Source organism: Pseudomonas sp. NBRC 111124, from assembly GCF_001320245.1.
Classification (GTDB): domain Bacteria; phylum Pseudomonadota; class Gammaproteobacteria; order Pseudomonadales; family Pseudomonadaceae; genus Aquipseudomonas.
The window spans coordinates 45269-69003 of record NZ_BCBA01000027.1 but is presented as its reverse complement, the minus strand read 5'-3'; the positions used below and the strand labels follow the sequence as shown (position 1 = coordinate 69003).

The window sequence follows — 23735 nt, the reverse complement described above, 5'->3', positions numbered from 1 at the left end:
CTAAAGAGTGATTACTCTTCCTTGCCCTTGTTCCGCACCGCACGTTGCAGCTCGCGGTTGGAGTCGCGTTCGCGCATGGTGTCGCGCTTGTCGAACTCCTTCTTGCCCTTGCCAAGCGCGATCTCGCACTTGATCAGGTGCTTGCTCCAGTACAGCGCCAGGGCCACACAGGTGTAGCCTTTCTGTGCCACGGCGGCTTCCACACGCTCGAGCTCGCGCTTGTTCAGCAGCAGCTTGCGGGTGCGCATGGGGTCGGCGATGACGTGGGTGCTGGCGGTGTTCAGCGGGGTGATGTGGCTGCCGAACAGCCAGGCTTCGCCATCCTTGAGCAGCACGTAGCTGTCGGTCAGGTGCGCCTTGCCGGCCCGCAGGCTTTTTACTTCCCAACCGGACAGGACCAGCCCGGCCTCGAACTTGTGTTCGATGAAGTAATCGTGTCGCGCCTTTTTGTTTTGCGCGATGGTCCCGGTCGGATGTTTCTTTTGTTTAGCCATAGGGGCGGCATTATAGGCAAGTCATCACGCGGTCGGCTATGGGATTTCGGTGTGCTTGAGCCACTGCAATGAATACCGGACAATACAAGGCCTGTTCTATGCACAGAACCTGTTTTCGGCACGCTGCGAAGCGTGGCCACCCAGACTTGGAAATGACGCCTGGATGACTACCCATATTCAACGCTCCGCCCTGCTACCGTACCCTGCCCAGGCGCTCTATGATCTGGTCAACGATGTGGCCAGCTACCCTGAATTCCTGCCTTGGTGCTCGGCGTCGACGGTGATCGAGGCCAGTGACACGCACATGCGCGCGAAGCTGGAAGTGGCCAAGGGCGGCATGAGCCAGCAGTTCGTCACCAGTAACGTATTGGTGCCGGGGCAGTCCATCGAGATGAACCTGGAAGAGGGGCCGTTCACGCAGTTGCATGGCGTCTGGGTGTTCAAGCCGCTTGGTGAAAAGGCCTGCAAGATCAGTCTGGACCTGACCTTCGATTATGCCGGCGCGATCGTGCGCGCCACGCTCGGGCCGCTGTTCAATCAGGCGGCCAACACCCTGGTGGATGCGTTCTGCCAGCGTGCCAAGCAGCTCAATGGTCAAGGTTGAAGTGGCCTACGCCACGGCCGAGTGCCAGTGGCTGTTGGCCTGTGACGTGCCGCATGGAACGACAGTCCGTGAAGCACTGCACCTTTGCGGGATTGCCGCGAAGGTTGGTGGGCTGGATATCGAGCATTGCCCGGTGGGCATTTTCGGCAAGCTGGTCGCCGATGCGCGCGAACGCCTGGTCGAGGAGGGGGACCGCCTGGAAATCTACCGGCCTCTGCTACTCGACCCGATAGAGGCGCGCAGGCAGCGCGCTGCAAAAGCCAAGGCCAAACGCTAGCTGTTCTGACTGACAATAAAAAGCCCGGACCATGGTCCGGGCTTTTTCATCTGGCCGGCAATTACTGCGGCGAGGTGTCCAGCGGTGCCGGCGTCGGCACCGGCGTGGTCTCGATGGTGTCGATCTCGCGCTGGATGGACTCTTCCGTCGAACCTGGCTTGGCCGGTTTTTCTTCCGGTTGCGGCTTGGCCTGCTCTGGCTGGGCTTCCGGGCTGACCGTTGTGTTGCTGCTGTCGCCGAGGATTTCCTGATCACGGCTCACGCCTGGCATGAAGTCACCCGACAGGCTGACCAGCTGGTCGCTGTCGTTGAAGAAGATGCTCATGCGTTCCTGCTGGCGTTTACCGCCACCAGGCTGCAGGCTGTACAGGTAGTCCCAACGGTTGGTGTTGAACGTGTCCTGCAGCAAGGGGTTACCCATGATAAACCTTACTTGCCGACGGGTCATTCCCGGGCGTAATTGGTCTATCATGTCTTGCGTGACGACATTGCCCTGCTGGATGTCGATTTTGTAAACCCCGGGAAACGAGCAACCGGCGAGTGCGAGCAGTCCCGCGAGGGCGAGGCTGTTTAGCAAGAGCTTGGTGTTTTGCATCGGTGGGCGACTTCCACTATCTTGGCTGGACAACGTAAACCCCGATCATACCCGTATTAAGAGAAGCTGCGAAGCAGCATCGGCGAGAAAGCTGACCATGGTTGAAAATAGCGAATTGCGCAAAGCCGGTCTCAAGGTGACCCTGCCTCGAGTCAAGATCCTTCAAATGCTCGACTCTACCGAGCAACGTCACATGAGCGCCGAGGATGTCTACAAGGCGCTGATGGAGGCTGGCGAGGACGTCGGTCTGGCAACCGTCTATCGCGTACTGACCCAGTTCGAAGCGGCTGGTTTGGTGGTACGCCACAACTTCGACGGTGGCCACGCAGTGTTCGAACTGGCTGACGGCGGGCACCACGACCATATGGTCAACGTGGAGACCAGTGAGGTTATCGAGTTCATGGATGCTGAAATCGAGCGCCGCCAGAAAGAGATCGTGGCCGAGCATGGCTACGAGCTCGTGGACCACAATCTGGTCCTCTATGTGCGTAAGAAAAAGTAACGATTTAACGCGTTATGAATAACAAAGGCGACCTTCGGGTCGCCTTTGTGCTTTCTGGGTGGGCCTCAAACCTTGCCGGAAACCACCATCTTGCGCGCATGTGCCAAGGATTCCTTGGTCAGGTCGATGCCGCCGAGCATCCGCGCCACTTCCTCGACCCGCTCGCGCTTGCCCAAGCTGGCCACCGCAGTATGGGTGGTGTCGCTGTTGCGCACCTTGTGCACGAACAGGTGATGGTGCCCTTGCGCGGCTACCTGAGGGAGGTGGGTCACGGTCAGTACCTGGCCGCGTTCGCCCAGGCGGCGCAGCAACTGGCCGACGATTTCGGCGGTCGGGCCGCCGATGCCGACGTCCACTTCGTCGAACACCAAGGTCGGAATGCGCGAAGTCTGCGCAGTGATCACCTGGATTGCCAAGCTGATACGTGACAACTCACCGCCAGACGCCACCTTGGCCAGGCCCTTGAGCGGCTGCCCTGGGTTGGCGCTGACCAGTAGTTCGACATGTTCCAGGCCATACGGCGACAGATCGTTGCCTTCGTTGGGCGTGAGTTCGATGCAGAACCGGCCGCCCGGCATGCCCAGGCGCTGGATCTCCTGCTCCACGGCGACGGCCAGCTGCTTGGCTGCCTGCTGGCGCAAGGCGCTCAACTCCAGTGCCTTCTCCTGGTAGTGCTGGGCAAAGGCGCCGAGCTCCTCACCCAGGCGTTCGACCGATTCGTCGCTGGCGTTCAGGCCTTCGAGTTCGTCCATCAGCTGTTGCTGCAGGTGCGGCAGTTCGGTGGGGTGCACGCGGTGTTTGCGCGCCAGCGTATAGATAGTGTCCAGGCGCTCTTCCAGGGCTTGCAGGCGCATGGGGTCGGCATCGAAGTTGTCGAGGAAGCGGTTGAGTTCGCCCATCGCTTCTTCTACCTGAATCTGTGCGCTGGCGATCATGTTCGCGGCCTCGCCCAGTGCGCGCGGGGCATTCGCTGCGGCGCCGAGGCGGTTGAGGCTGGCGGTGAGGGCACTGAGCACGTTGCCCGAATCGCTCTCGCTGCACTGGTCGATGACCTGGCGGCAGATACCGAACAGGGCTTCGGCGTTGGTCAGGTTCTTGTGTTCCTGCTCCAGTTGCTCCAGTTCGTTTTCGCCAAGGCCTAGGTTGTCGAGCTCTTCAAGCTGATAGCTGAGCAGCTGATGGCGCGCGCGTTGCTCGTCGCCGGAATTGCTCAGCCGTTCCAGCTCCAGGCGGGTCTGGTTCCAGCGCTTGGCGGCCAGTTGCACCTGGCGGGCCAGGTCGATGGCGCCGGCGTACTCATCGACCAGGCGGCGGTGGGTGTCGGTTTTCAGCAGCGACTGGTGTTCATGCTGGCTGTGGATGTCGATCAGCAGCTCGCCGAGCGCCTTGAGGTCGCCGAGCGGGCAAGGGGTGCCATTGATGTAGCCGCGGCTGCGGCCTTCGGCAGTGATAACGCGGCGCAAGATGCACAACCCGTCATTGTCCAGGTCGCGTTCGGCCAGCCAGGCATGGGCTTCGGGGATGTCCACCAGGTCGAAGGTGGCCAGGATATCCGCCTTGTCGGTGCCGGGGCGCACCACGCCACTGTCGGCACGGTCGCCCAGGGCCAGGCCGAGGGCGTCGAGCATGATCGATTTGCCCGCACCGGTTTCGCCGGTGATGACCGACATGCCGCGGGCGATTTCGAGGTCGAGGTGCTCGACGATGGCGTAGTTGTGAATGGACAGGTGCACCAACATGGGGGCGGCTCCCGAAGTTCAGATCTGGTTATTTATACAGTACTTTTTTCGGCCCTGCCAATGCCCTCTGGCGGATTCTGTTGCGGCCTGGAAAACACACTTGCCCCTTGAAGCTGGTTTTTCCGGCCCCATATAGCCGGCAGACACGGCGAGCTTTGCTCGTACAACAGAAATTGCGGAGGAGAGAACCCATGGCTGACGAACAGCTGAACGAGAAAGACCTTAACGCCGAAGAGGCTGGTGCAGTGAATGACGGCGCCCGCGTTCAAGAGCTCGAGGAGCAGCTCGCCGCCGCCAAGGATCAGTCCCTGCGTGTTGCTGCCGAAGCGCAGAACAGCGTTCGCCGCGCCGAGCAGGAAGTCGACAAGGCCCGCAAGTTCGCCCTCGAGAAGTTCTCGGGCGACCTGCTGCCGGTGATCGACAGCCTGGAAATGGCGCTGACGCACCTGAATCCTGAGGATGAACAGGTCAAGAAGACCCGTGAGGGCGTCGAGCTGACCCTGAAGATGTTCCAGGACACCCTCAAGCGCTACAACCTCGAAGCCATCGACCCGCACGGCCAGCCGTTCAACCCTGAGCATCATCAGGCGATGGCCATGCAGGAAAGCGCCGACGTCGAGCCGAACAGCGTGCTCAACGTGTTCCAGAAGGGCTACCTGCTCAACGGTCGTCTGCTGCGCCCCGCCATGGTGGTGGTGAGCAAGGCGCCGGCTGCCCCGCAACCTTCTATCAACGAGAAGGCTTGAAATCTGTCCGGGCATCCCCATCTAGGTGTCAAGCGTTCAAGTATTACCGCAGTTGGCCACGACAGTAGCCGCTGCCGCCAAATTCAAGTTTCGGGAGAGTAAACATGGGCAAAATCATCGGTATCGACCTGGGGACCACCAACTCGTGCGTCTCCATTCTGGAAAACGGTAACGTCAAGGTCATCGAAAACGCCGAAGGCGCGCGTACTACCCCTTCGATCGTGGCCTACGCCAACGACGGCGAAATCCTGGTGGGCCAGTCGGCCAAGCGTCAGGCTGTCACCAACCCGCACAACACCCTGTTCGCCGTGAAGCGCCTGATCGGCCGTCGCTTCGATGAAGAAGTCGTGCAGAAAGACATCAAGCTGGTGCCATACAAGATCGTCAAAGGCGGTAACGGCGACGCTTGGGTGCAGGCCAGCGGCAAGGACATGGCGCCACCACAGATCAGCGCCGAAGTCCTGAAAAAGATGAAGAAGACTGCCGAAGACTACCTCGGCGAGCCTGTCACCGAAGCGGTCATCACCGTTCCGGCCTACTTCAACGACAGCCAGCGCCAGGCTACCAAGGATGCCGGTCGCATCGCCGGCCTGGACGTCAAGCGCATCATCAACGAGCCGACCGCTGCTGCACTGGCCTACGGCATGGACAAGGCCAAGGGCGACCACACCGTCATCGTTTATGACCTGGGTGGTGGTACCTTCGACGTTTCGGTTATCGAAATCGCCGAAGTCGACGGTGAGCACCAGTTCGAAGTACTGGCCACCAACGGCGACACCTTCCTGGGTGGTGAAGACTTCGACATGCGCCTGATCGACTACCTTGTCGACGAGTTCAAGAAAGAGTCCGGCATGGACCTGAAGAACGATCCACTGGCCCTGCAGCGTCTGAAAGAAGCTGCTGAAAAAGCCAAGATCGAGCTGTCCTCGGCCCAGTCGACCGACGTCAACCTGCCGTACATCACTGCAGACGCCACCGGTCCGAAGCACCTGAACGTGAAGATCTCCCGCGCCAAGCTGGAGTCGCTGGTCGAAGACTTGGTCAACCGTACCATCGAGCCTTGCCGCATCGCGCTGAAAGACGCCGGCATCGACGTCAGCAAGATCGACGATGTGATCCTGGTCGGTGGCCAGACCCGTATGCCGATGGTGCAGAAGGCCGTTGCCGACTTCTTCGGTAAAGAAGCGCGCAAGGACGTCAACCCGGACGAAGCCGTGGCCATGGGTGCTGCCATCCAGGGTGCCGTACTGGCCGGTGACGTGAAAGACGTACTGCTGCTGGACGTCAGCCCGCTGACCCTGGGTATCGAAACCATGGGCGGCGTGATGACCGCGCTGATCGAGAAGAACACCACCATTCCGACCAAGAAGTCGCAGGTGTTCTCGACTGCCGACGACAACCAGGGTGCCGTGACCATTCACGTGCTGCAGGGTGAGCGTAAGCAGGCTGCGCAGAACAAGTCGCTGGGCAAGTTCGACCTGGCTGACATTCCGCCAGCACCACGTGGCGTACCGCAAATTGAAGTGACCTTCGATATCGACGCCAACGGCATCCTGCACGTCGGCGCCAAAGACAAGGCCACCGGCAAGGCTCAGTCGATCGTGATCAAGGCCAACTCCGGCCTGTCCGACGAAGAAATCGAGCGCATGGTGCGTGACGCCGAGGCCAACGCCGAGGAAGACCGCAAGTTCGAAGAGCTGGCCGCTGCCCGTAACCAAGGTGACGCGCTGGTGCACTCGACTCGCAAGATGGTCGTTGACGCCGGTGACAAGGTCACTGCTGAAGAGAAGACCGCGATCGAAGCTGCCGTGGTTGCCCTGGAAGCTGCTGTCAAAGGCGACGACAAGGCTGCCATCGACGCCAAGGTCGAAGAGCTGTCCAAGGTTTCGGCTCCAGTTGCTCAGAAGATGTACGCCGAGCAGCAAGCCGAACAGCCTCAGGGCGGCGCTCAGCAAGCCGAGCCGGAAGCCAAGCACGATGACGTGGTTGACGCCGAGTTCGAAGAAGTGAAAGGCGACGACAAGAAGTAATCGTTGCATGCTGTCGACCCGTTCACCGGCGTGTGCCGGTGAACTGGTAGGATGTCGCCGCGCGGGGGCTTGCTCCCGCGTTGGCGTATCTGGAATTCGAGATTTTTTACAGCATTTGTCTGAGCCATTCGTGGTGCGCAGGCAGGTGCTGACGGCGCGGCGCAGATGCCTGACGCCCCAAAAGGTGCAAATGACCTATGTCCAAGCGTGATTATTATGAGGTCCTGGGTGTCGAGCGCGGCGCCAGCGAAGCTGACCTCAAGAAGGCCTACCGCCGCCTGGCGATGAAGTACCACCCGGACCGCAACCCGGGCGATAAGGAGTCGGAAGACAAGTTCAAGGAGGCCAACGAGGCCTACGAAGTGCTGTCCGATGCCAGCAAGCGTGCGGCGTTCGACCAGTACGGCCACGCCGGCGTCGACCCGAGCATGGGTGGCGGCGGTGCCGGGTTCGGCGGCGCCAACTTCTCCGACATTTTCGGCGACGTGTTCAGCGACTTCTTCGGTGGCAGCCGCGGCGGCGGACGTGGCGGCGCCCAGCGCGGCAGCGACCTGCGTTACACCCTGGAGCTGAACCTGGAAGAAGCGGTGCGTGGCACTACGGTCAGTATCCGTGTGCCGACACTGGTCAACTGCAAGCCGTGCGACGGCTCCGGCGCGAAGAAGGGCTCGACCCCGTCGACCTGCCCGACCTGCGGCGGCATCGGCCAGGTGCGCATGCAGCAAGGTTTCTTCTCGGTGCAGCAGACCTGCCCGCGCTGCCATGGCCAGGGCAAGATCATCACCGACCCGTGCACTTCTTGCCATGGCGAAGGCCGTGTCGAGGAATACAAGACGCTGTCGGTCAAGGTGCCGGCGGGCGTCGATACCGGCGACCGCATCCGCCTGTCCGGCGAGGGCGAGGCGGGCACCCATGGTGGCCCGACTGGGGATCTGTATGTGGTGATCAACGTGCGCGAGCACGAGATCTTCCAGCGTGATGGCAAGCATCTGTATTGCGAAGTGCCGATCAGCTACACCGATGCCGCTCTGGGTGGCGAGCTGGAAGTACCGACCCTTGATGGTCGCGTGAAGCTGAAGATTCCGGAAGGCACCCAGACCGGCAAGCAGTTCCGCCTGCGCGGCAAGGGCGTTGCCCCGGTGCGTGGTGGTGGTGCTGGTGACCTGCTGTGCCGCGTGGCGGTAGAGACCCCGGTCAACCTGACCCGTCGCCAGCGCGAACTGCTCGAAGAGCTGCGCAGCTCGCTGGAAGGCGACAACTCGCCCAAGGCCAGCGGCTGGTTCGATGGCGTGAAGCGCTTCTTCGGCGATCTCTGACAAGGAATATGGCTATGCGACGTATTGCAGTGATGGGCGCCGCGGGGCGGATGGGCAAAACCCTCATCGAAGCCGTTCAGCAAGCTCCGGGTGCGGGGCTGACGGCGGCGATCGATCGTCCGGACAGCTCGCTGGTCGGGGCAGACGCGGGTGAACTGGCAGCGCTCGGCCGGATCGGCGTGCTGCTGTCCGATGACCTGGCCAAGGTTGCCGATGAATTCGACGTGCTGATCGACTTCACCCACCCATCGGTGACGCTGAAGAACCTGGCGTTCTGCCGCAAGCACGGCAAGGCGATGATCATCGGTACTACTGGGTTCACCGTCGAGGAGAAGCATTTGCTCGCTGAGGCGGGCAAGGACATCCCGATTGTGTTTGCCGCCAACTTCAGCGTCGGCGTCAATCTTAGCCTGAAGCTGCTGGACATGGCTGCGCGGGTGCTGGGTGATGATGTCGACATCGAGATCATCGAGGCGCATCACCGTCACAAGGTCGATGCCCCGTCGGGTACCGCGCTGCGCATGGGTGAAGTGGTTGCCAATGCGCTGGGTCGCGATCTGCAGGAAGTGGCGGTGTACGGCCGTGAAGGCCAGACCGGCGCGCGTGATCGCAAGACCATCGGCTTCGCCACCGTGCGTGCCGGCGATGTGGTCGGCGACCACACCGTGCTGTTCGCTGCTGAAGGCGAGCGCCTGGAAATCACCCACAAGGCCTCCAGCCGCATGACCTTCGCCAAGGGCGCGGTGCGTGCGGCGCTGTGGCTGGATGGGCGCGAGCCGGGCCTGTACGACATGCAGGATGTGCTCGAGCTGCGCTGATCAGTTCAAGTCCGCTGCGCCCTCTGTCGCAATCATGTGTTTAAGAGACACATATGCGGTAGACCGAAAACGCACTTTTCTGTAAGCTACAGCTTTAGTGTGTCCACTAAAAGCGCGCAGCGAATTGAATTCAGCACATGAAAGCGGGGTGACGTGTCCATACGTCACTCCGCTTTTTTGCAACCTGCGATCGCCCTTTCATGCTTGATTTACGGGAGGTCTTCTTGACAAAGCCAGCCATACTCGCCCTTGCCGACGGCAGTATTTTCCGCGGTGAAGCCATCGGTGCCGACGGTCAGACCGTCGGTGAGGTGGTATTCAACACCGCTATGACCGGCTACCAGGAAATCCTTACAGACCCTTCCTATTCGCAGCAAATCGTTACCCTGACCTACCCGCACATCGGCAACACCGGCACCACGCCGGAGGACGCCGAGTCGAACCGTGTCTGGTCCGCTGGCCTGGTCATCCGTGACCTGCCGCTGCTGGCCAGCAACTGGCGTAATACCCAGTCGCTGCCTGAATACCTGAAGGCCAACAACGTCGTTGCAATCGCTGGCATCGACACCCGCCGCCTGACCCGTATCCTGCGTGAAAAGGGCGCTCAGAATGGCTGCATCCTTGCGGGTGACAACATCACCGAAGAGCAGGCCATCGCCGCTGCCCGTGCCTTCCCAGGCCTGAAGGGCATGGACCTGGCCAAGGTCGTTTCCACCAAGGAACGCTACGAGTGGCGCTCCAGCGTGTGGGAACTGAAAACCGACAGCCACCCGACCATCGATGCTGCCGACCTGCCGTACCACGTGGTCGCCTTCGACTATGGCGTAAAGCTGAACATCCTGCGCATGCTCGTCGCCCGCGGCTGCCGCGTGACCGTGGTACCTGCCCAGACCCCGGCCAGCGAAGTGCTGGCACTGAATCCGGATGGCGTGTTCCTGTCCAACGGCCCTGGTGATCCGGAGCCATGCGACTACGCGATCCAGGCGATCAAGGAAATCCTGGAAACCGAGATCCCGGTATTCGGCATCTGCCTTGGCCACCAGCTGCTGGCCCTGGCCTCCGGCGCCAAGACCGTGAAGATGGGCCACGGTCACCACGGTGCCAACCACCCGGTCCAGGACCTGGACACCGGCGTGGTCATGATCACTAGCCAGAACCACGGTTTCGCCGTTGACGAAGCCACCCTGCCGGGCAATGTCCGCGCCATCCACAAGTCGCTGTTCGACGGCACCCTCCAGGGTATCGAACGCACCGACAAGAGCGCGTTCAGCTTCCAGGGCCACCCTGAAGCGAGCCCAGGCCCGACCGACGTCGCGCCACTGTTCGATCGTTTCACCGATGCCATGGCCAAGCGCCGCTGAGCATCCTGCATCAAGGCCCCGGGCCGGCTCGCGCCGCGCCCGGAAGCGCCTGACCCAGATTGTTCAAGACGGCTTGCCGACTGACCCGCGGATTTGAGTGACAACCATGCCAAAACGTACAGACATCAAAAGCATCCTGATTCTCGGCGCTGGCCCGATCGTGATCGGCCAGGCCTGCGAATTCGACTACTCCGGCGCCCAGGCCTGCAAGGCCCTGCGCGAGGAAGGTTTCCGCGTCATCCTGGTGAACTCCAACCCGGCCACCATCATGACCGACCCGGCCATGGCCGACGCCACCTACATCGAGCCGATCAAGTGGCAGTCGGTGGCCAAGATCATCGAAAAAGAACGCCCGGATGCGGTCCTGCCGACCATGGGTGGCCAGACCGCGCTGAACTGCGCCCTGGACCTGGAGCGCCATGGCGTTCTGGAGAAGTTCGGCGTCGAGATGATCGGTGCCAACGCCGACACCATCGACAAAGCGGAAGACCGTTCGCGCTTCGACAAGGCCATGAAAGACATCGGCCTGGAATGCCCGCGTTCCGGTATCGCGCACAGCATGGAAGAGGCCAATGCGGTCCTCGAGAAGCTCGGTTTCCCGTGCATCATCCGTCCGTCGTTCACCATGGGCGGCACTGGCGGCGGTATCGCCTACAACCGTGAAGAATTCGAAGAAATCTGCACCCGTGGTCTGGACCTGTCGCCGACCAAGGAACTGCTGATCGACGAATCGCTGATCGGCTGGAAGGAATACGAGATGGAGGTGGTCCGTGACAAGAAGGACAACTGCATCATCGTCTGCTCCATCGAAAACTTCGACCCGATGGGCGTGCACACCGGTGACTCGATCACCGTGGCTCCGGCACAGACCCTGACCGACAAGGAATACCAGATCATGCGCAACGCCTCGCTGGCGGTGCTGCGTGAAATCGGTGTCGAAACCGGCGGTTCCAACGTGCAGTTCGGTATCTGCCCGAACACTGGCCGCATGGTCGTGATCGAAATGAACCCGCGTGTTTCGCGTTCGTCCGCCCTGGCTTCCAAGGCCACCGGCTTCCCGATCGCCAAGATCGCCGCCAAGCTGGCCATTGGTTACACCCTCGACGAACTGCAGAACGACATCACTGGCGGCCGTACCCCGGCCTCCTTCGAGCCGTCGATCGACTACGTCGTCACCAAGCTGCCACGCTTCGCCTTCGAGAAATTCCCGAAAGCCGACGCCCGCCTGACCACCCAGATGAAATCCGTGGGTGAAGTCATGGCCATCGGCCGTACCTTCCAGGAATCCCTGCAGAAAGCCCTGCGCGGTCTGGAAGTCGGTGCCTGTGGCCTCGACCCGAAAGTCGACCTGGCCAGCCCGGAAGCTGCCGGCATCCTCAAGCGCGAACTGACCGTCCCAGGTGCCGAGCGTATCTGGTACGTTGCCGACGCCATGCGTTCGGGCATGACCTGTGAAGAAATCTTCGCGCTGACCGGCATCGACATGTGGTTCCTGGTGCAGATGGAAGATCTGATCAAGGAAGAAGAGAAGGTCAAGACCTTGGCTCTGTCCTCGATCGACAAGGACTACATGCTGCGCCTCAAGCGCAAGGGCTTCTCGGACCAGCGCCTGGCCAAGCTGCTCGGCATCACCGACAAGAACCTGCGGCGCCATCGCCACAAGCTGGAAGTGTTCCCGGTGTACAAGCGCGTCGACACCTGCGCCGCCGAGTTTGCCACCGACACCGCCTACCTGTACTCGACCTATGAGGAAGAGTGCGAGGCCAACCCGTCGACCCGCGACAAGATCATGATCCTGGGTGGCGGCCCGAACCGTATCGGCCAAGGTATCGAGTTCGACTACTGCTGCGTACACGCTGCGCTGGCGCTGCGCGAAGACGGTTACGAGACCATCATGGTCAACTGCAACCCGGAAACCGTCTCCACCGACTACGATACTTCCGACCGCTTGTACTTCGAGCCGCTGACCCTGGAAGACGTGCTGGAAGTCTGCCGCGTCGAGAAGCCGAAGGGCGTCATCGTTCACTACGGCGGCCAGACCCCGCTGAAACTGGCCCGCGCCCTGGAAGAAGCCGGCGTACCGATCATCGGTACCAGCCCGGACGCCATCGACCGTGCCGAAGACCGTGAGCGCTTCCAGCAGATGGTTCAGCGCCTGAACCTGCTGCAGCCGCCAAACGCCACTGTGCGCAGCGAAGAAGAAGCCATCCGCGCTGCCGGCGGCATCGGTTACCCGCTGGTCGTGCGCCCGTCCTACGTACTGGGTGGCCGTGCCATGGAGATCGTCTACGAACTGGACGAGCTCAAGCGCTACCTGCGTGAAGCCGTACAGGTGTCCAACGACAGCCCGGTCCTGCTCGACCACTTCCTCAACTGCGCCATCGAGATGGATGTGGATGCGGTCTGCGACGGCACCGACGTGGTGATCGGCGCGATCATGCAGCACATCGAACAGGCCGGCGTTCACTCCGGTGACTCGGCGTGCTCGCTGCCACCTTACTCGCTGAGCAAGGAGGTGCAGGACGAAGTCCGCGTACAGGTCACTAAAATGGCTCTGGAGCTGGGCGTTGTCGGCCTGATGAACGTGCAGCTGGCCCTGCAGGGGGACAAGATCTATGTGATCGAAGTCAACCCGCGTGCTTCGCGTACCGTACCGTTCGTTTCCAAGTGCATCGGCACCTCCCTGGCAATGATCGCTGCCCGCGTCATGGCCGGCAAAACCCTGAAAGAACTGGGCTTCACTCAGGAAATCATCCCGAACTTCTACAGCGTCAAGGAAGCTGTCTTCCCGTTCGCCAAGTTCCCAGGGGTTGACCCGATCCTCGGCCCTGAGATGAAATCGACCGGTGAAGTCATGGGCGTCGGTGATAGCTTCGGTGAAGCCTTCGCCAAGGCCCAGATGGGTGCCAGCGAAGTGCTGCCGACCGGCGGTACCGCGTTCATCAGCGTGCGTGACGACGACAAGCCACAAGTGGCTGGCGTTGCCCGTGACCTGATCGCCCTGGGCTTCGAAGTGGTTGCAACTGCAGGCACCGCCAAGGTCATCGAAGCGGCTGGCCTGAAAGTGCGCCGTGTGAACAAGGTGACCGAAGGTCGTCCACACGTGGTCGACATGATCAAGAACGACGAAGTGTCGCTGATCATCAATACCACCGAAGGCCGCCAGTCGATCGCCGATTCCTACTCGATTCGTCGCAATGCGCTGCAGCACAAGATCTACTGCACCACTACCATTGCGGCCGGTGAAGCCATCTGCGAAGCGCTGAAATTCGGGCCTGAGAAGACCGTTCGCCGCTTGCAGGATCTGCACGCAGGACTCAAAGCATGAGCATTACCAAATACCCGATGACCGTCCAGGGCGCTCGCGCCCTGGAAGAAGAGCATCTGTTCCTGAGCAAGACCGAGCGCCCACGCCTGAGCCAAGCCATTGGCGAAGCGCGTGAGCTGGGCGACCTCAAGGAAAACGCCGAATACCATGCCGCCCGTGAAGAGCAGGGCATGGTCGAGGCGCGTATCCGCGATATCGAGGGCCGTCTGCAGAACTCGGTGGTGATCGATGTCACTACCATTCCCCACACCGGCAAGGTGATTTTCGGCACCACCGTGGTGCTGGCCAACACCGAGACGGATGACGAAGTGACCTACCAGATCGTCGGCGAAGATGAAGCTGACGTGAAAATCGGCAAGCTTTCGAGCAGTGCACCGATCGCTCGTGCCATCATTGGCAAGGAAGAAGGTGACACCGTGGTGGTGAAGACGCCAAGCGGTACGGTCGAGTACGAGATTGTCGAAGTCAAACACATCTGACCGGCGCCTGCGGGCGCCATCCCTCGAAGGGATCCTCTGGCAGCTGGCCCAGGTTTTCTGGGTCGGTGGCCTGTGGGTGTTCCATGTGGGGCTGGTGCCGGCGCTGAAAGTCAGTGGCCTGGCACCCTTGCTGGTGCAGGACGTCGCCGGACAGATCGACCGCTGGTTGATCGGCGTGGCGTTGCTTGGCTTGTTGACCCAGCTGGCGGTGCTGGCGAGGGTGGACGGCCTGGCGGCTTGGTGGCGGCAGTTTCGCGGGCAGATGCTGTTGTTGGGCTTTGCGGCCTGCGTGGGGTATTACACCTTGCGCTATGGCATCTCGGTCGGCGAGCGCTGGCAGATGTTCTGTTTTCTCGTGTTGGGCTTTTCCGGCATCGTGCTGGTGGCCCAACCGGTCCCGGTCAGGGCGCGCCAGGCGCGCCACTGAGCGGAGCCACCGTCACTTGTAACGGTGGATGTTGGACAGCTGCTTGTTCGGCTGCGGATTCTTGCGATAGATCAGCGCCTTCTTGCCGATGGTCTGTACCAGTTCGGCGCGGCCGGCCTTGCACAGTTCGGCAATCACAGCGGCGCGCTCTTCGCGATCTTCCGAGCGAATTTCGACCTTGATCAGTTCGTGATCGACCAGCGCACGCTCCAATTCGGCGACAACGCCTTCGTTCAAACCGTTGCCAGCAACGATCAGGACCGGCTTCAGGTCATGACCAATGGACTTGTATTGCTTCTTCTGCTCGTTATTGAGCGGCATAATCTGACCCTTTCCGTCTGATTCTGTAAAATTGACCGGCATTTTACCCGAGGGCCACCGGCTCCGCCCAGTCAATCACGACGCATATCATCGAGGTGCCCCGTGGTACAACGTTCCAAAAGCAGCGCAAACTGGCTGCGAGAGCATTTCAACGACCCTTTTGTGAAACAGGCGCAGAAGGATGGCTATCGCTCGCGTGCGAGCTACAAACTCCTTGAGATCCAGGAAAAGGACCGTCTGATCCGTCCTGGCATGAGTGTAATCGACCTCGGCGCGGCCCCGGGTGGCTGGTCGCAGGTGACCAGTCGTCTGATTGGTGGACAGGGTCGCCTGATCGCGTCCGACATCCTGGAAATGGACTCGATCCCGGATGTGACCTTCATTCAGGGTGACTTCACGGATGACGCAGTGCTCCAGCAGATTCTGCAGGCGGTCGGCGATTCGCATGTAGACCTTGTGATTTCCGACATGGCCCCCAATATGAGTGGTACGCCAGAAGTGGACATGCCGCGCGCCATGTTTCTCTGCGAGCTGGCCCTGGACCTGGCAACCCGCGTACTGAAGCCTGGCGGTGATTTCCTGATCAAGATTTTCCAGGGCGAAGGCTTCGATATGTACCTGAAGGATGTGCGCACCAAGTTCGACAAGGTACAAATGCGCAAGCCGTCCTCTTCGCGGGACCGTTCTCGCGAGCAGTACTTGTTGGGCAAAGGTTTCAAAGGCGTTTGAAAGGCGTGAAGCGCGGTGGCTGATAGTTATTTCCAATCGGCCGCGGCGTCAGGATCGTCCGAACTTCGTGTAGTCTAGCTTTCACAAAGGGTTACAGACGGTGCCTGCGGATGCGTAGGTAATGTAGTAAGTTAGGGCGATGAATATCATGCGAGGCACGGCTGCGTCGTGCGCCGGCCTCAGAGGGTAGCGAATTGAACGACATGGCAAAGAATCTGATCCTGTGGTTGATCATCGCAGCTGTCCTGGTGACGGTGATGAACAACTTCTCCAGCCCTAACGAGCCGCAGACCCTCAACTATTCCGACTTCATCCAGCAGGTCAAGGATGGCAAGGTCGAGCGTGTGACCGTCGACGGCTACATCATTACCGGCAAGCGTGCCGATGGTGACAACTTCAAGACCGTTCGCCCGGCCATCACCGACAATGGCCTGATCGGCGACCTGGTCGACAATCACGTGGTCGTCGAAGGCAAGCAGCCTGAGCAGCAGAGCATCTGGACTCAGCTGCTGGTGGCAAGCTTCCCGATCCTGGTGATCATCGCCGTGTTCATGTTCTTCATGCGCCAGATGCAAGGTGGTGCAGGCGGCAAGGGCGGGCCGATGAGCTTCGGCAAGAGCAAGGCGCGCCTGCTGTCCGAAGACCAGGTCAAGACTACCCTGGCTGACGTCGCCGGTTGCGACGAGGCCAAGGAAGAGGTTGGCGAACTGGTTGAATTCCTGCGTGATCCAGGCAAGTTCCAGCGCCTGGGCGGCCGTATCCCTCGCGGTGTGCTGATGGTCGGCCCACCCGGTACCGGTAAGACCTTGCTGGCCAAGGCCATTGCCGGTGAGGCGAAAGTGCCGTTCTTCACCATTTCCGGTTCCGACTTCGTCGAGATGTTCGTCGGTGTGGGTGCTAGCCGTGTTCGTGACATGTTCGAGCAGGCCAAGAAGCACGCGCCGTGCATCATCTTCATCGATGAAATCGATGCCGTCGGTCGTCACCGTGGCGCCGGCATGGGCGGTGGTCACGACGAGCGTGAGCAGACCCTCAACCAGTTGCTTGTGGAAATGGACGGCTTCGAAATGAACGATGGCATCATCGTCATTGCCGCCACCAACCGCCCGGACGTGCTCGACCCTGCACTGCTGCGCCCTGGTCGCTTCGACCGTCAGGTCGTGGTCGGCCTGCCGGATATCCGTGGTCGCGAGCAGATCCTCAAGGTGCACATGCGCAAGGTGCCAGTTGGCGAAAACGTCAACCCGGCGGTCATTGCCCGTGGTACCCCAGGCTTCTCCGGTGCCGACCTGGCAAACCTGGTCAACGAGGCTTCGCTGTTTGCCGCTCGCTCCAACAAGCGCCTGGTCGAAATGAAAGAGTTCGAGCTGGCCAAGGACAAGATCATGATGGGCGCCGAGCGCAAGACCATGGTCATGTCCGAGAAAGAAAAGAGGAACACCGCCTATCACGAGGCTGGCCACGCAATTGTCGGTCGCCTGGTGCCTGAGCACGATCCGGTCTACAAGGTTTCGATCATCCCGCGTGGTCGGGCCCTGGGTGTGACCATGTTCCTGCCGGAAGAAGACCGCTACAGCCTGTCCAAGCGTGCACTGATCAGCCAGATCTGTTCGCTGTACGGCGGCCGTATCGCCGAGGAAATGACCCTGGGCTTCGATGGCGTCACCACCGGTGCTTCCAACGACATCATGCGAGCCAGCCAGATCGCCCGCAACATGGTCACCAAGTGGGGTCTGTCGGAAAAACTCGGTCCGCTGATGTATGCCGAAGAGGAGGGCGAGGTGTTCCTCGGCCGTAGCGCCGGCAGCCAGCATGCCAGCGTGTCGGGCGAGACTGCCAAGCTGATCGACTCCGAAGTGCGCAGCATCATTGACCAATGCTATGCCACGGCCAAGCAGCTGCTGATCGACAACCGCGACAAGCTCGAAGCAATGACCGAAGCCCTGATGAAGTACGAGACCATCGATGCCGATCAGATTGACGACATCATGGCGGGCCGTACTCCGCGCGAACCCCGTGATTGGGACGATGACAAGGATTCGGGCACCCCGACTGCCCAGAATGATCGCCCGGAATCGCCGATCGGCGGCCCGGCAGCTCAACACTAAGGGCATCTATGAGCTCAGTGCAGTACCCGACCCGGTTGCCTTGCGGCAACCGGGTTCTTGACCTTTCCCGTACCCATGTCATGGGTATTCTCAACATCACTCCCGATTCCTTCTCCGATGGCGGGCGCTTCAGTCAGCGCGATGAAGCGTTGCGCCATGCCGAGGCGATGATCGAGGCAGGCGCCACGCTGATCGACATCGGTGGCGAGTCGACCCGTCCCGGCGCGCGCGCGGTTTCGGTTACCGAAGAGATCGAGCGCGTGGCGCCGATGGTCGAGGCCATCAACAGTCGCTTCGACGTGGTCATTTCGGTTGATACCTCGACGCCTGCGGTCATACGCGAGTCGGCCCGCCTTGGGGCAGGCCTGATCAATGACGTGCGCGCCCTGGAGCGCGATGGAGCGCTGGATGCAGCGGCGGACACCGGGTTGCCGGTTTGCCTGATGCACATGCGTGGCGAGCCCGGGAATATGCAGGACAACCCGCATTACGAAGATGTGACCGCCGACGTAACGCGCTACCTTGAACAGCGGATGGCCGCTTGCGCAGCGGTGGGCATCCCTGCCGAACGAATTATTCTTGATCCGGGTTTCGGTTTCGCCAAGACACTGGCGCACAACCTGAGCCTGTTCAAGCACATGGAAGCGCTCTATCGCCTTGGGCGCCCGCTGCTGGTGGGCGTTTCGCGCAAGAGCATGATCGGCCTGACGCTGGATCGTCCGGTCGGTGAGCGACTGTACGGCAGCCTGGCGCTGGCGGCTCTGGCCATGACCAAGGGGGCCAGTATTCTGCGCGTCCATGATGTGGCCGAGACCGTCGATGTGGTGCGCATGATCGCCGCAGTACAGAACGCCGAATAAGAACCTTGGAGTCCCTATGAGCAGAAAATACTTTGGTACCGACGGCATTCGTGGCCGCGTCGGCGAATACCCGATCACTCCAGACTTCATGTTGAAGCTGGGCTGGGCTGCTGGCATGGCCTTCCGCAAGCAAGGCAATTGCCGAGTGCTGGTGGGCAAGGACACGCGTATTTCCGGTTACATGTTCGAGTCCGCGCTCGAAGCCGGTTTATCTGCAGCCGGTGCTGACGTGATGCTGCTCGGGCCGATGCCAACGCCGGCCATCGCCTACCTGACCCGCACGTTCCATGCTGAAGCGGGCATCGTCATCAGTGCTTCGCACAACCCGCACGACGACAACGGCATCAAGTTCTTCTCCGGGCAGGGCACCAAGCTGCCTGACGAGGTCGAGCTGATGATCGAAGAGTTGCTCGATCAGCCGATGACCGTGGTCGAGTCGGGCAAGCTGGGCAAGGTGTCCCGGATCAACGACGCGGCCGGCCGCTATATCGAGTTCTGCAAGAGCAGCGTACCGAGCAGCACCAGCTTCGAAGGTCTCAAGCTGGTGGTCGATTGCGCCCATGGTGCCACCTACAAGGTTGCTCCGAGCGTGTTCCGCGAACTCGGCGCCGACGTGACCGTGCTGCATGCGCAGCCGGATGGCCTGAACATCAATGAGGGCTGTGGCTCGACCCACATCGAATCGCTGCAGGCGGCTGTGCTGGTGGGCCATGCCGACCTGGGTATCGCCTTCGATGGCGATGGTGACCGGGTCTTGATGGTCGACCACACTGGCGCCATCGTCGACGGCGACGAATTGCTGTTCATCATTGCGCGTGACCTGCACGAGCGTGGCAAATTGCAGGGCGGCGTGGTCGGTACACTGATGAGTAACCTGGGCCTGGAGCTTGCGCTCAAGGACCTGGACATTCCGTTCGTGCGGGCCAAGGTCGGCGATCGCTACGTGATGGCCGAGCTGCTGGAGCGTGACTGGTCGCTCGGTGGTGAAAACTCCGGGCACGTGGTGTGCTGCAACCACACCACAACCGGGGATGCGATCATTGCCGCGCTGCAGGTGCTGATGGCGCTCAAGCGCCGTGGGGATACCCTGGCACAGGCGCGCCAAGCCCTGCGCAAATGCCCTCAGGTGTTGATCAACGTGCGTTTTGGCGCCAGCAAGGTCGACCCTCTCGAGCATCCGGCAGTCAAGGAGGCCAGCGCAAAGGTAACCGAGGCCATGGCTGGGCGCGGGCGTGTGCTGCTGCGCAAGTCCGGCACCGAGCCTTTGGTGCGGGTAATGGTCGAGGGTGACGACGAAAACCAGGTGCGCAGCCATGCTGAAGCCCTGGCCAAGCTGGTCACAGAAGTTTGTGCCTGAAAGAGGCTTGCCAGCGCAGATCGGGTTGGGTAAGATCTGCGCCCACTTTGACCGACGAGGTAAAGCATGCGTCGCCCCATGGTAGCTGGTAACTGGAAGATGCACGGTACCCGCGCCAGCGTCGCTGAGCTGATCCTGGGCCTGGGCAATATGTCCGTGCCAGACGGTGTTGAAGTCGCGGTGTTCCCGCCTGCGCTGTTCATCAATCAGGTGGTTGATGGATTGCAAGGCAAGGGGATTACTGTCGGAGCACAGAATTCTGCGGTAAAGCCCGAACAGGGCGCGCTGACCGGTGAAGTTGCACCGAGTCAGTTGGTTGAAGCAGGTTGCAAGTTGGTCTTGATTGGCCACTCCGAGCGTCGCCAGATCATCGGCGAAAGTGAAGAAGTGCTGAAAGATAAGTTTGCAGCCGCTCAACTTAGTGGTTTAATGCCGGTGCTCTGCGTAGGGGAAACTCTCGAAGAGCGTGAGGCAGGCAAAACCCTCGAAGTTGTCGGGGGTCAACTAAGCAGTATCATCGACGCGTTCGGTGTTAAAGCTTTTGCCAATGCAGTAATCGCCTATGAGCCGGTTTGGGCCATTGGCACAGGTTTGACGGCTTCGCCTCAACAGGCTCAGGATGTGCATGCAGCCATCCGGGCTCAGTTGGCGGCCGAAGACGCCGAAGTTGCCGCAAACGTGCAGCTTCTCTACGGCGGCAGCGTGAAGGCGGCCAATGCGGCCGAACTGTTCGGCATGCCGGATATCGATGGGGGGCTCATTGGTGGAGCGTCCCTGAACGCAGACGAATTCGGTGCAATTTGTCGCGCCGCAGGAAACTGAACAAATGCTGGAAACAGTTATCGTTGTTTTTCATCTGTTGGCAGCGCTGTCGCTTGTAGTGCTGGTTCTGCTTCAACAGGGTAAAGGTGCGGAAGCAGGTGCATCTTTCGGCGCGGGTGCCTCTAATACCGTGTTCGGGAGCCAGGGCTCTGCAACGTTTCTAAGTAAATTGACTGCAATACTCGCTGCCACTTTCTTTTTGACAGCACTTGGGTTAGGATACTTCGCGAAGCAACAAGCTCACCAGCTTAGCCAAGCAGGTCTTCCAGATCCAGCAGTGCTTGAAGTGAAAGAGCAGCCAAAGCCGGCAGTTAATGATGATGTACCGGTGCTCCAAGAGCAGAAGAGCGACACCGCCGCTAAAGGTGATGTTCCTCCTCCAGCCGAAGAGCAGAAGTAACGGGTTTCAAATGTAGTATTGCCGAGGTGGTGGAATTGGTAGACACGCAACCTTGAGGTGGTTGTGCCCATAGGGTGTAGGGGTTCGAGTCCCCTTCTCGGTACCAATTGAAGCTTGAGAGCCCGCTTTAGCGGGCTTTCTTGCAGGTGAAGGTTTGGGTTTGACCCATAAGCAGGTTAAGTCTTATACTTTCGCCCCAGCTTTGTCGCGGGGTGGAGCAGCTTGGTAGCTCGTCGGGCTCATAACCCGAAGGTCGTTGGTTCAAATCCAGCCCCCGCAACCAGCTTCAGCGGAGCCCCTTTTCAGGGGCTTTTTGCTAGCCGAACAAAATTTACGGCGTCGTTGTCCTACGGCGCTTTCAGGGATGGGCGCTTCGCCCATTTTTTATTTGCACAGCATGCACGAGGGGGTTCAGGTGTCGAGCAAGCTAGAACAGTTGCAGGCCTTGTTGGCCCCGGTGGTCGAGGGTCTGGGCTATCAGTGCTGGGGGATCGAGTTCGTATCCCAGGGTAAGCATTCGGTACTGCGCATCTACATCGACAAGGAAGACGGCATCCTGGTGGACGACTGCGAAGCGGTCAGCCGTCAGGCCAGCGCGATCCTCGATGTAGAAGATCCGATCAGCAGCGAATATACCCTTGAGGTCTCCTCTCCAGGCATGGATCGCCCACTGTTCACTCTGGAACAGTTTGCCTCGCATGCCGGCGAACAAGTGAAGATCAAGCTGCGTTCACCCTTCGAGGGGCGTCGTAACTTCCAGGGCCTTCTCCGCGGTGTGGAGGAGCAGGACGTGGTCGTCCAGGTGGACAATCAAGAGTTCCTGCTGCCGATCGACTCGATCGACAAGGCCAATATTATTCCCAGTTTTGACTGAGACGTGCCGGGCCCGGCGGACTATCCGGGCCCAATGGCTTGCGCAAGGCGAGGCGTACGATGAGCAAAGAAGTACTGCTGGTTGTTGAATCGGTATCCAACGAAAAAGGTGTACCGCCCGGCGTCATTTTCGAAGCGCTGGAAGTGGCCCTGGCTACTGCAACCAAAAAACGTTTTGAGGACGAAGTCGACCTGCGTGTGGAAATCAACCGCCACACCGGTAGCTACGAGACTTTCCGTCGCTGGACCGTGGTCGACGAGAACGACCTGGACGATCCGGCGATCGAAACCTGGCTGGACAAGATCAAGGACACTCACCCGGAAGCGAAAATCGGTGACGTGATCGAAGAAAAGATCGAGTCCATCGAATTCGGCCGTATCGCCGCGCAGACCGCCAAGCAGGTCATCGTGCAGAAGGTCCGCGAGGCCGAGCGCGCCCAGGTGGTCGACGCTTACCGCGAACGGGTCAACGAGATCATCTCCGGTACCGTCAAGAAGGTCACCCGCGATAACGTAATCGTCGACCTGGGCAACAATGCCGAGGCCTTGCTGGCACGTGAAGACATCATTCCACGCGAGACCTTCCGGGTCGGTGTGCGCTTGCGCGCACTGCTCAAGGAGATTCGCACCGAAAACCGTGGCCCTCAGCTGATTCTTTCGCGCACTGCGCCGCAGATGCTGATCGAGCTTTTCCGCATTGAAGTGCCGGAAATTGCTGAAGGCCTTATCGAAGTCATGGCTGCATCCCGTGATCCGGGGTCGCGTGCCAAGATCGCCGTCCGCTCCAAGGACAAGCGCATCGACCCGCAAGGTGCCTGTATCGGCATGCGCGGTTCGCGTGTCCAGGCCGTATCCGGAGAGTTGGGTGGTGAGCGTGTGGATATCGTCCTGTGGGACGATAACCCGGCGCAGTTCGTCATCAACGCCATGTCGCCGGCTGAAGTCGCGGCGATCATCGTTGACGAGGATGCCCATGCGATGGACATCGCCGTTGCCGAGGACAACCTGGCCCAGGCCATTGGCCGTGGCGGTCAGAACGTTCGTTTGGCCAGTCAGTTGACCGGTTGGACCCTGAACGTGATGACCGAGAAGGACATCCAGGCCAAGCAACAGGCTGAAACCGGTGACATCCTGCGCAATTTCATCGATGAACTGGAAGTCGACGAGGAGCTGGCCCAAGTGCTGGTCGACGAAGGCTTCACCAGCCTCGAAGAAATTGCCTACGTACCGTTGGAAGAAATGCTCAACATCGATGGCTTTGACGAAGATATCGTCAATGAGCTCCGCGCTCGAGCCAAGGACCGTTTGTTGACCAAGGCCATCGCTACCGAAGAAAAACTGGCAGACGCCCACCCGGCCGAAGACCTGCTCTCCCTTGAGGGCATGGACAAGGACCTGGCGGCTGAACTGGCGGTGCGCGGCGTGGTTAACCGCGAAGACCTGGCCGAGCAGTCGATCGACGATCTGCTCGACATCGACGGCATCGACGAAGAGCGTGCCGGCAAGTTGATCATGGCCGCCCGAGCCCACTGGTTCGAGTAATTAGGCG

Annotated in this window: 23 protein-coding genes and 2 tRNA genes; 21 read left to right on the top strand and 4 right to left on the bottom strand. The window is 60.4% G+C overall.

Features of this window, described 5'->3' with window-relative positions:
- Positions 1 to 11: 11 nt before the first annotated feature.
- The gene (gene smpB / locus APH28_RS11275) at positions 12 to 494 is read right to left on the bottom strand and encodes an SsrA-binding protein SmpB (RefSeq protein WP_027917703.1); all 483 of its coding nucleotides are present in this window, start codon (positions 492 to 494) and stop codon (positions 12 to 14) included.
- Between the two features lie 163 nt (positions 495 to 657).
- On the opposite strand from smpB, the gene APH28_RS11270 reads away from it, so the two are divergent.
- Positions 658 to 1098, top strand: coding sequence for a type II toxin-antitoxin system RatA family toxin (locus tag APH28_RS11270; RefSeq protein ID WP_060509387.1), 441 nt, complete (start codon positions 658 to 660; stop codon positions 1096 to 1098).
- Positions 1085 to 1375, top strand: a complete 291-nt coding sequence (locus APH28_RS11265) for an RnfH family protein (RefSeq protein WP_256249162.1) — start codon at positions 1085 to 1087, stop codon at positions 1373 to 1375. The genes APH28_RS11270 and APH28_RS11265 overlap by 14 nt, the downstream gene beginning before the upstream one ends.
- 61 nt (positions 1376 to 1436) lie before the next feature.
- On the opposite strand, the gene APH28_RS11260 is transcribed toward APH28_RS11265, so the two are convergent.
- A complete protein-coding gene (locus APH28_RS11260) occupies positions 1437 to 1970 on the bottom strand; it encodes an outer membrane protein assembly factor BamE (RefSeq protein WP_060509383.1) in 534 nt (177 codons plus the stop codon).
- A 97-nt stretch (positions 1971 to 2067) separates the two neighbouring features.
- Between APH28_RS11260 and fur the strand changes: the two genes are divergently transcribed.
- Entirely contained in the window at positions 2068 to 2472 is a 405-nt protein-coding gene (gene fur, locus APH28_RS11255; RefSeq protein ID WP_008096237.1) for a ferric iron uptake transcriptional regulator, read from the top strand.
- A gap of 65 nt (positions 2473 to 2537) precedes the next feature.
- Here the strand turns inward: fur and recN are convergent, their stop codons facing one another.
- Positions 2538 to 4211, bottom strand: coding sequence for a DNA repair protein RecN (gene recN / locus APH28_RS11250; RefSeq protein ID WP_060509381.1), 1674 nt, complete (start codon positions 4209 to 4211; stop codon positions 2538 to 2540).
- A 191-nt stretch (positions 4212 to 4402) separates the two neighbouring features.
- Between recN and grpE the strand changes: the two genes are divergently transcribed.
- From grpE to APH28_RS11210, 8 genes are all read left to right on the top strand, one after another.
- Entirely contained in the window at positions 4403 to 4957 is a 555-nt protein-coding gene (grpE, locus tag APH28_RS11245) for a nucleotide exchange factor GrpE (RefSeq protein ID WP_060509379.1), read from the top strand.
- 104 nt (positions 4958 to 5061) lie between these two features.
- The gene (gene dnaK, locus APH28_RS11240) at positions 5062 to 6987 is read left to right on the top strand and encodes a molecular chaperone DnaK (RefSeq protein WP_060509377.1); all 1926 of its coding nucleotides are present in this window, start codon (positions 5062 to 5064) and stop codon (positions 6985 to 6987) included.
- Positions 6988 to 7184: 197 nt separating this feature from the next.
- On the top strand, positions 7185 to 8303 hold the full coding sequence (gene dnaJ / locus APH28_RS11235; RefSeq protein ID WP_060509376.1) for a molecular chaperone DnaJ: 1119 nt from the start codon (positions 7185 to 7187) through the stop codon (positions 8301 to 8303).
- A gap of 14 nt (positions 8304 to 8317) precedes the next feature.
- A complete protein-coding gene (dapB, locus tag APH28_RS11230; RefSeq protein ID WP_060509374.1) occupies positions 8318 to 9121 on the top strand; it encodes a 4-hydroxy-tetrahydrodipicolinate reductase in 804 nt (267 codons plus the stop codon).
- 224 nt (positions 9122 to 9345) lie between these two features.
- A complete protein-coding gene (gene carA, locus APH28_RS11225; RefSeq protein ID WP_060509372.1) occupies positions 9346 to 10482 on the top strand; it encodes a glutamine-hydrolyzing carbamoyl-phosphate synthase small subunit in 1137 nt (378 codons plus the stop codon).
- A gap of 106 nt (positions 10483 to 10588) precedes the next feature.
- A complete protein-coding gene (carB, locus tag APH28_RS11220) occupies positions 10589 to 13810 on the top strand; it encodes a carbamoyl-phosphate synthase large subunit (protein ID WP_060509370.1) in 3222 nt (1073 codons plus the stop codon).
- Positions 13807 to 14289 (top strand): transcription elongation factor GreA, encoded by a 483-nt coding sequence (greA, locus tag APH28_RS11215; protein WP_082432287.1) that lies wholly within the window; start codon positions 13807 to 13809, stop codon positions 14287 to 14289. The genes carB and greA overlap by 4 nt, the downstream gene beginning before the upstream one ends.
- A complete protein-coding gene (locus APH28_RS11210; RefSeq protein WP_079226471.1) occupies positions 14267 to 14716 on the top strand; it encodes an MFS transporter in 450 nt (149 codons plus the stop codon). The genes greA and APH28_RS11210 overlap by 23 nt, the downstream gene beginning before the upstream one ends.
- Positions 14717 to 14728: 12 nt before the next feature.
- Here the strand turns inward: APH28_RS11210 and yhbY are convergent, their stop codons facing one another.
- Positions 14729 to 15037 carry a ribosome assembly RNA-binding protein YhbY gene (gene yhbY / locus APH28_RS11205; protein ID WP_060509368.1) on the bottom strand — a complete coding sequence of 103 codons (309 nt, stop codon included), beginning with the start codon at positions 15035 to 15037 and terminating at the stop codon, positions 14729 to 14731.
- A 102-nt stretch (positions 15038 to 15139) separates the two neighbouring features.
- On the opposite strand from yhbY, the gene rlmE reads away from it, so the two are divergent.
- The 10 genes from rlmE to nusA all read left to right on the top strand — a co-directional run bounded on the left by rlmE (position 15140) and on the right by nusA (position 23728).
- A complete protein-coding gene (gene rlmE, locus APH28_RS11200; protein ID WP_060509365.1) occupies positions 15140 to 15766 on the top strand; it encodes a 23S rRNA (uridine(2552)-2'-O)-methyltransferase RlmE in 627 nt (208 codons plus the stop codon).
- A gap of 203 nt (positions 15767 to 15969) precedes the next feature.
- Complete coding sequence (ftsH, locus tag APH28_RS11195) at positions 15970 to 17874, top strand: ATP-dependent zinc metalloprotease FtsH (protein ID WP_060509363.1); 1905 nt, start codon at positions 15970 to 15972, stop codon at positions 17872 to 17874.
- Between the two features lie 8 nt (positions 17875 to 17882).
- Positions 17883 to 18734 carry a dihydropteroate synthase gene (folP, locus tag APH28_RS11190; protein ID WP_060509361.1) on the top strand — a complete coding sequence of 284 codons (852 nt, stop codon included), beginning with the start codon at positions 17883 to 17885 and terminating at the stop codon, positions 18732 to 18734.
- A gap of 16 nt (positions 18735 to 18750) precedes the next feature.
- Positions 18751 to 20091: a phosphoglucosamine mutase gene (glmM, locus tag APH28_RS11185; RefSeq protein ID WP_060509360.1), complete on the top strand. Its 1341-nt coding sequence runs from the start codon at positions 18751 to 18753 to the stop codon at positions 20089 to 20091.
- Positions 20092 to 20157: 66 nt separating this feature from the next.
- Positions 20158 to 20913, top strand: coding sequence for a triose-phosphate isomerase (gene tpiA / locus APH28_RS11180; protein WP_060509358.1), 756 nt, complete (start codon positions 20158 to 20160; stop codon positions 20911 to 20913).
- 4 nt (positions 20914 to 20917) lie between these two features.
- On the top strand, positions 20918 to 21313 hold the full coding sequence (gene secG / locus APH28_RS11175; protein WP_060509356.1) for a preprotein translocase subunit SecG: 396 nt from the start codon (positions 20918 to 20920) through the stop codon (positions 21311 to 21313).
- Between the two features lie 20 nt (positions 21314 to 21333).
- Positions 21334 to 21419 (top strand) — tRNA-Leu (locus APH28_RS11170).
- A 100-nt stretch (positions 21420 to 21519) separates the two neighbouring features.
- Positions 21520 to 21596: transfer RNA gene (locus APH28_RS11165), tRNA-Met, on the top strand.
- Between the two features lie 132 nt (positions 21597 to 21728).
- The gene (gene rimP, locus APH28_RS11160) at positions 21729 to 22187 is read left to right on the top strand and encodes a ribosome maturation factor RimP (protein ID WP_060509592.1); all 459 of its coding nucleotides are present in this window, start codon (positions 21729 to 21731) and stop codon (positions 22185 to 22187) included.
- A 59-nt stretch (positions 22188 to 22246) separates the two neighbouring features.
- A complete protein-coding gene (gene nusA / locus APH28_RS11155) occupies positions 22247 to 23728 on the top strand; it encodes a transcription termination factor NusA (RefSeq protein WP_060509354.1) in 1482 nt (493 codons plus the stop codon).
- The last annotated feature ends 7 nt before the right edge of the window (positions 23729 to 23735 follow it).

Coding starts and splice junctions, on each gene's coding strand:
- smpB (WP_027917703.1), bottom strand. CDS start 494: ATGGCTAAACAAAAGAAACATCCGACCGGGACCATCGCGCAAAACAAA.
- APH28_RS11270 (WP_060509387.1), top strand. CDS start 658: ATGACTACCCATATTCAACGCTCCGCCCTGCTACCGTACCCTGCCCAG.
- APH28_RS11265 (WP_256249162.1), top strand. CDS start 1,085: ATGGTCAAGGTTGAAGTGGCCTACGCCACGGCCGAGTGCCAGTGGCTG.
- APH28_RS11260 (WP_060509383.1), bottom strand. CDS start 1,970: ATGCAAAACACCAAGCTCTTGCTAAACAGCCTCGCCCTCGCGGGACTG.
- fur (WP_008096237.1), top strand. CDS start 2,068: ATGGTTGAAAATAGCGAATTGCGCAAAGCCGGTCTCAAGGTGACCCTG.
- recN (WP_060509381.1), bottom strand. CDS start 4,211: ATGTTGGTGCACCTGTCCATTCACAACTACGCCATCGTCGAGCACCTC.
- grpE (WP_060509379.1), top strand. CDS start 4,403: ATGGCTGACGAACAGCTGAACGAGAAAGACCTTAACGCCGAAGAGGCT.
- dnaK (WP_060509377.1), top strand. CDS start 5,062: ATGGGCAAAATCATCGGTATCGACCTGGGGACCACCAACTCGTGCGTC.
- dnaJ (WP_060509376.1), top strand. CDS start 7,185: ATGTCCAAGCGTGATTATTATGAGGTCCTGGGTGTCGAGCGCGGCGCC.
- dapB (WP_060509374.1), top strand. CDS start 8,318: ATGCGACGTATTGCAGTGATGGGCGCCGCGGGGCGGATGGGCAAAACC.
- carB (WP_060509370.1), top strand. CDS start 10,589: ATGCCAAAACGTACAGACATCAAAAGCATCCTGATTCTCGGCGCTGGC.
- greA (WP_082432287.1), top strand. CDS start 13,807: ATGAGCATTACCAAATACCCGATGACCGTCCAGGGCGCTCGCGCCCTG.
- yhbY (WP_060509368.1), bottom strand. CDS start 15,037: ATGCCGCTCAATAACGAGCAGAAGAAGCAATACAAGTCCATTGGTCAT.
- ftsH (WP_060509363.1), top strand. CDS start 15,970: ATGGCAAAGAATCTGATCCTGTGGTTGATCATCGCAGCTGTCCTGGTG.
- folP (WP_060509361.1), top strand. CDS start 17,883: ATGAGCTCAGTGCAGTACCCGACCCGGTTGCCTTGCGGCAACCGGGTT.
- glmM (WP_060509360.1), top strand. CDS start 18,751: ATGAGCAGAAAATACTTTGGTACCGACGGCATTCGTGGCCGCGTCGGC.
- tpiA (WP_060509358.1), top strand. CDS start 20,158: ATGCGTCGCCCCATGGTAGCTGGTAACTGGAAGATGCACGGTACCCGC.
- secG (WP_060509356.1), top strand. CDS start 20,918: ATGCTGGAAACAGTTATCGTTGTTTTTCATCTGTTGGCAGCGCTGTCG.
- nusA (WP_060509354.1), top strand. CDS start 22,247: ATGAGCAAAGAAGTACTGCTGGTTGTTGAATCGGTATCCAACGAAAAA.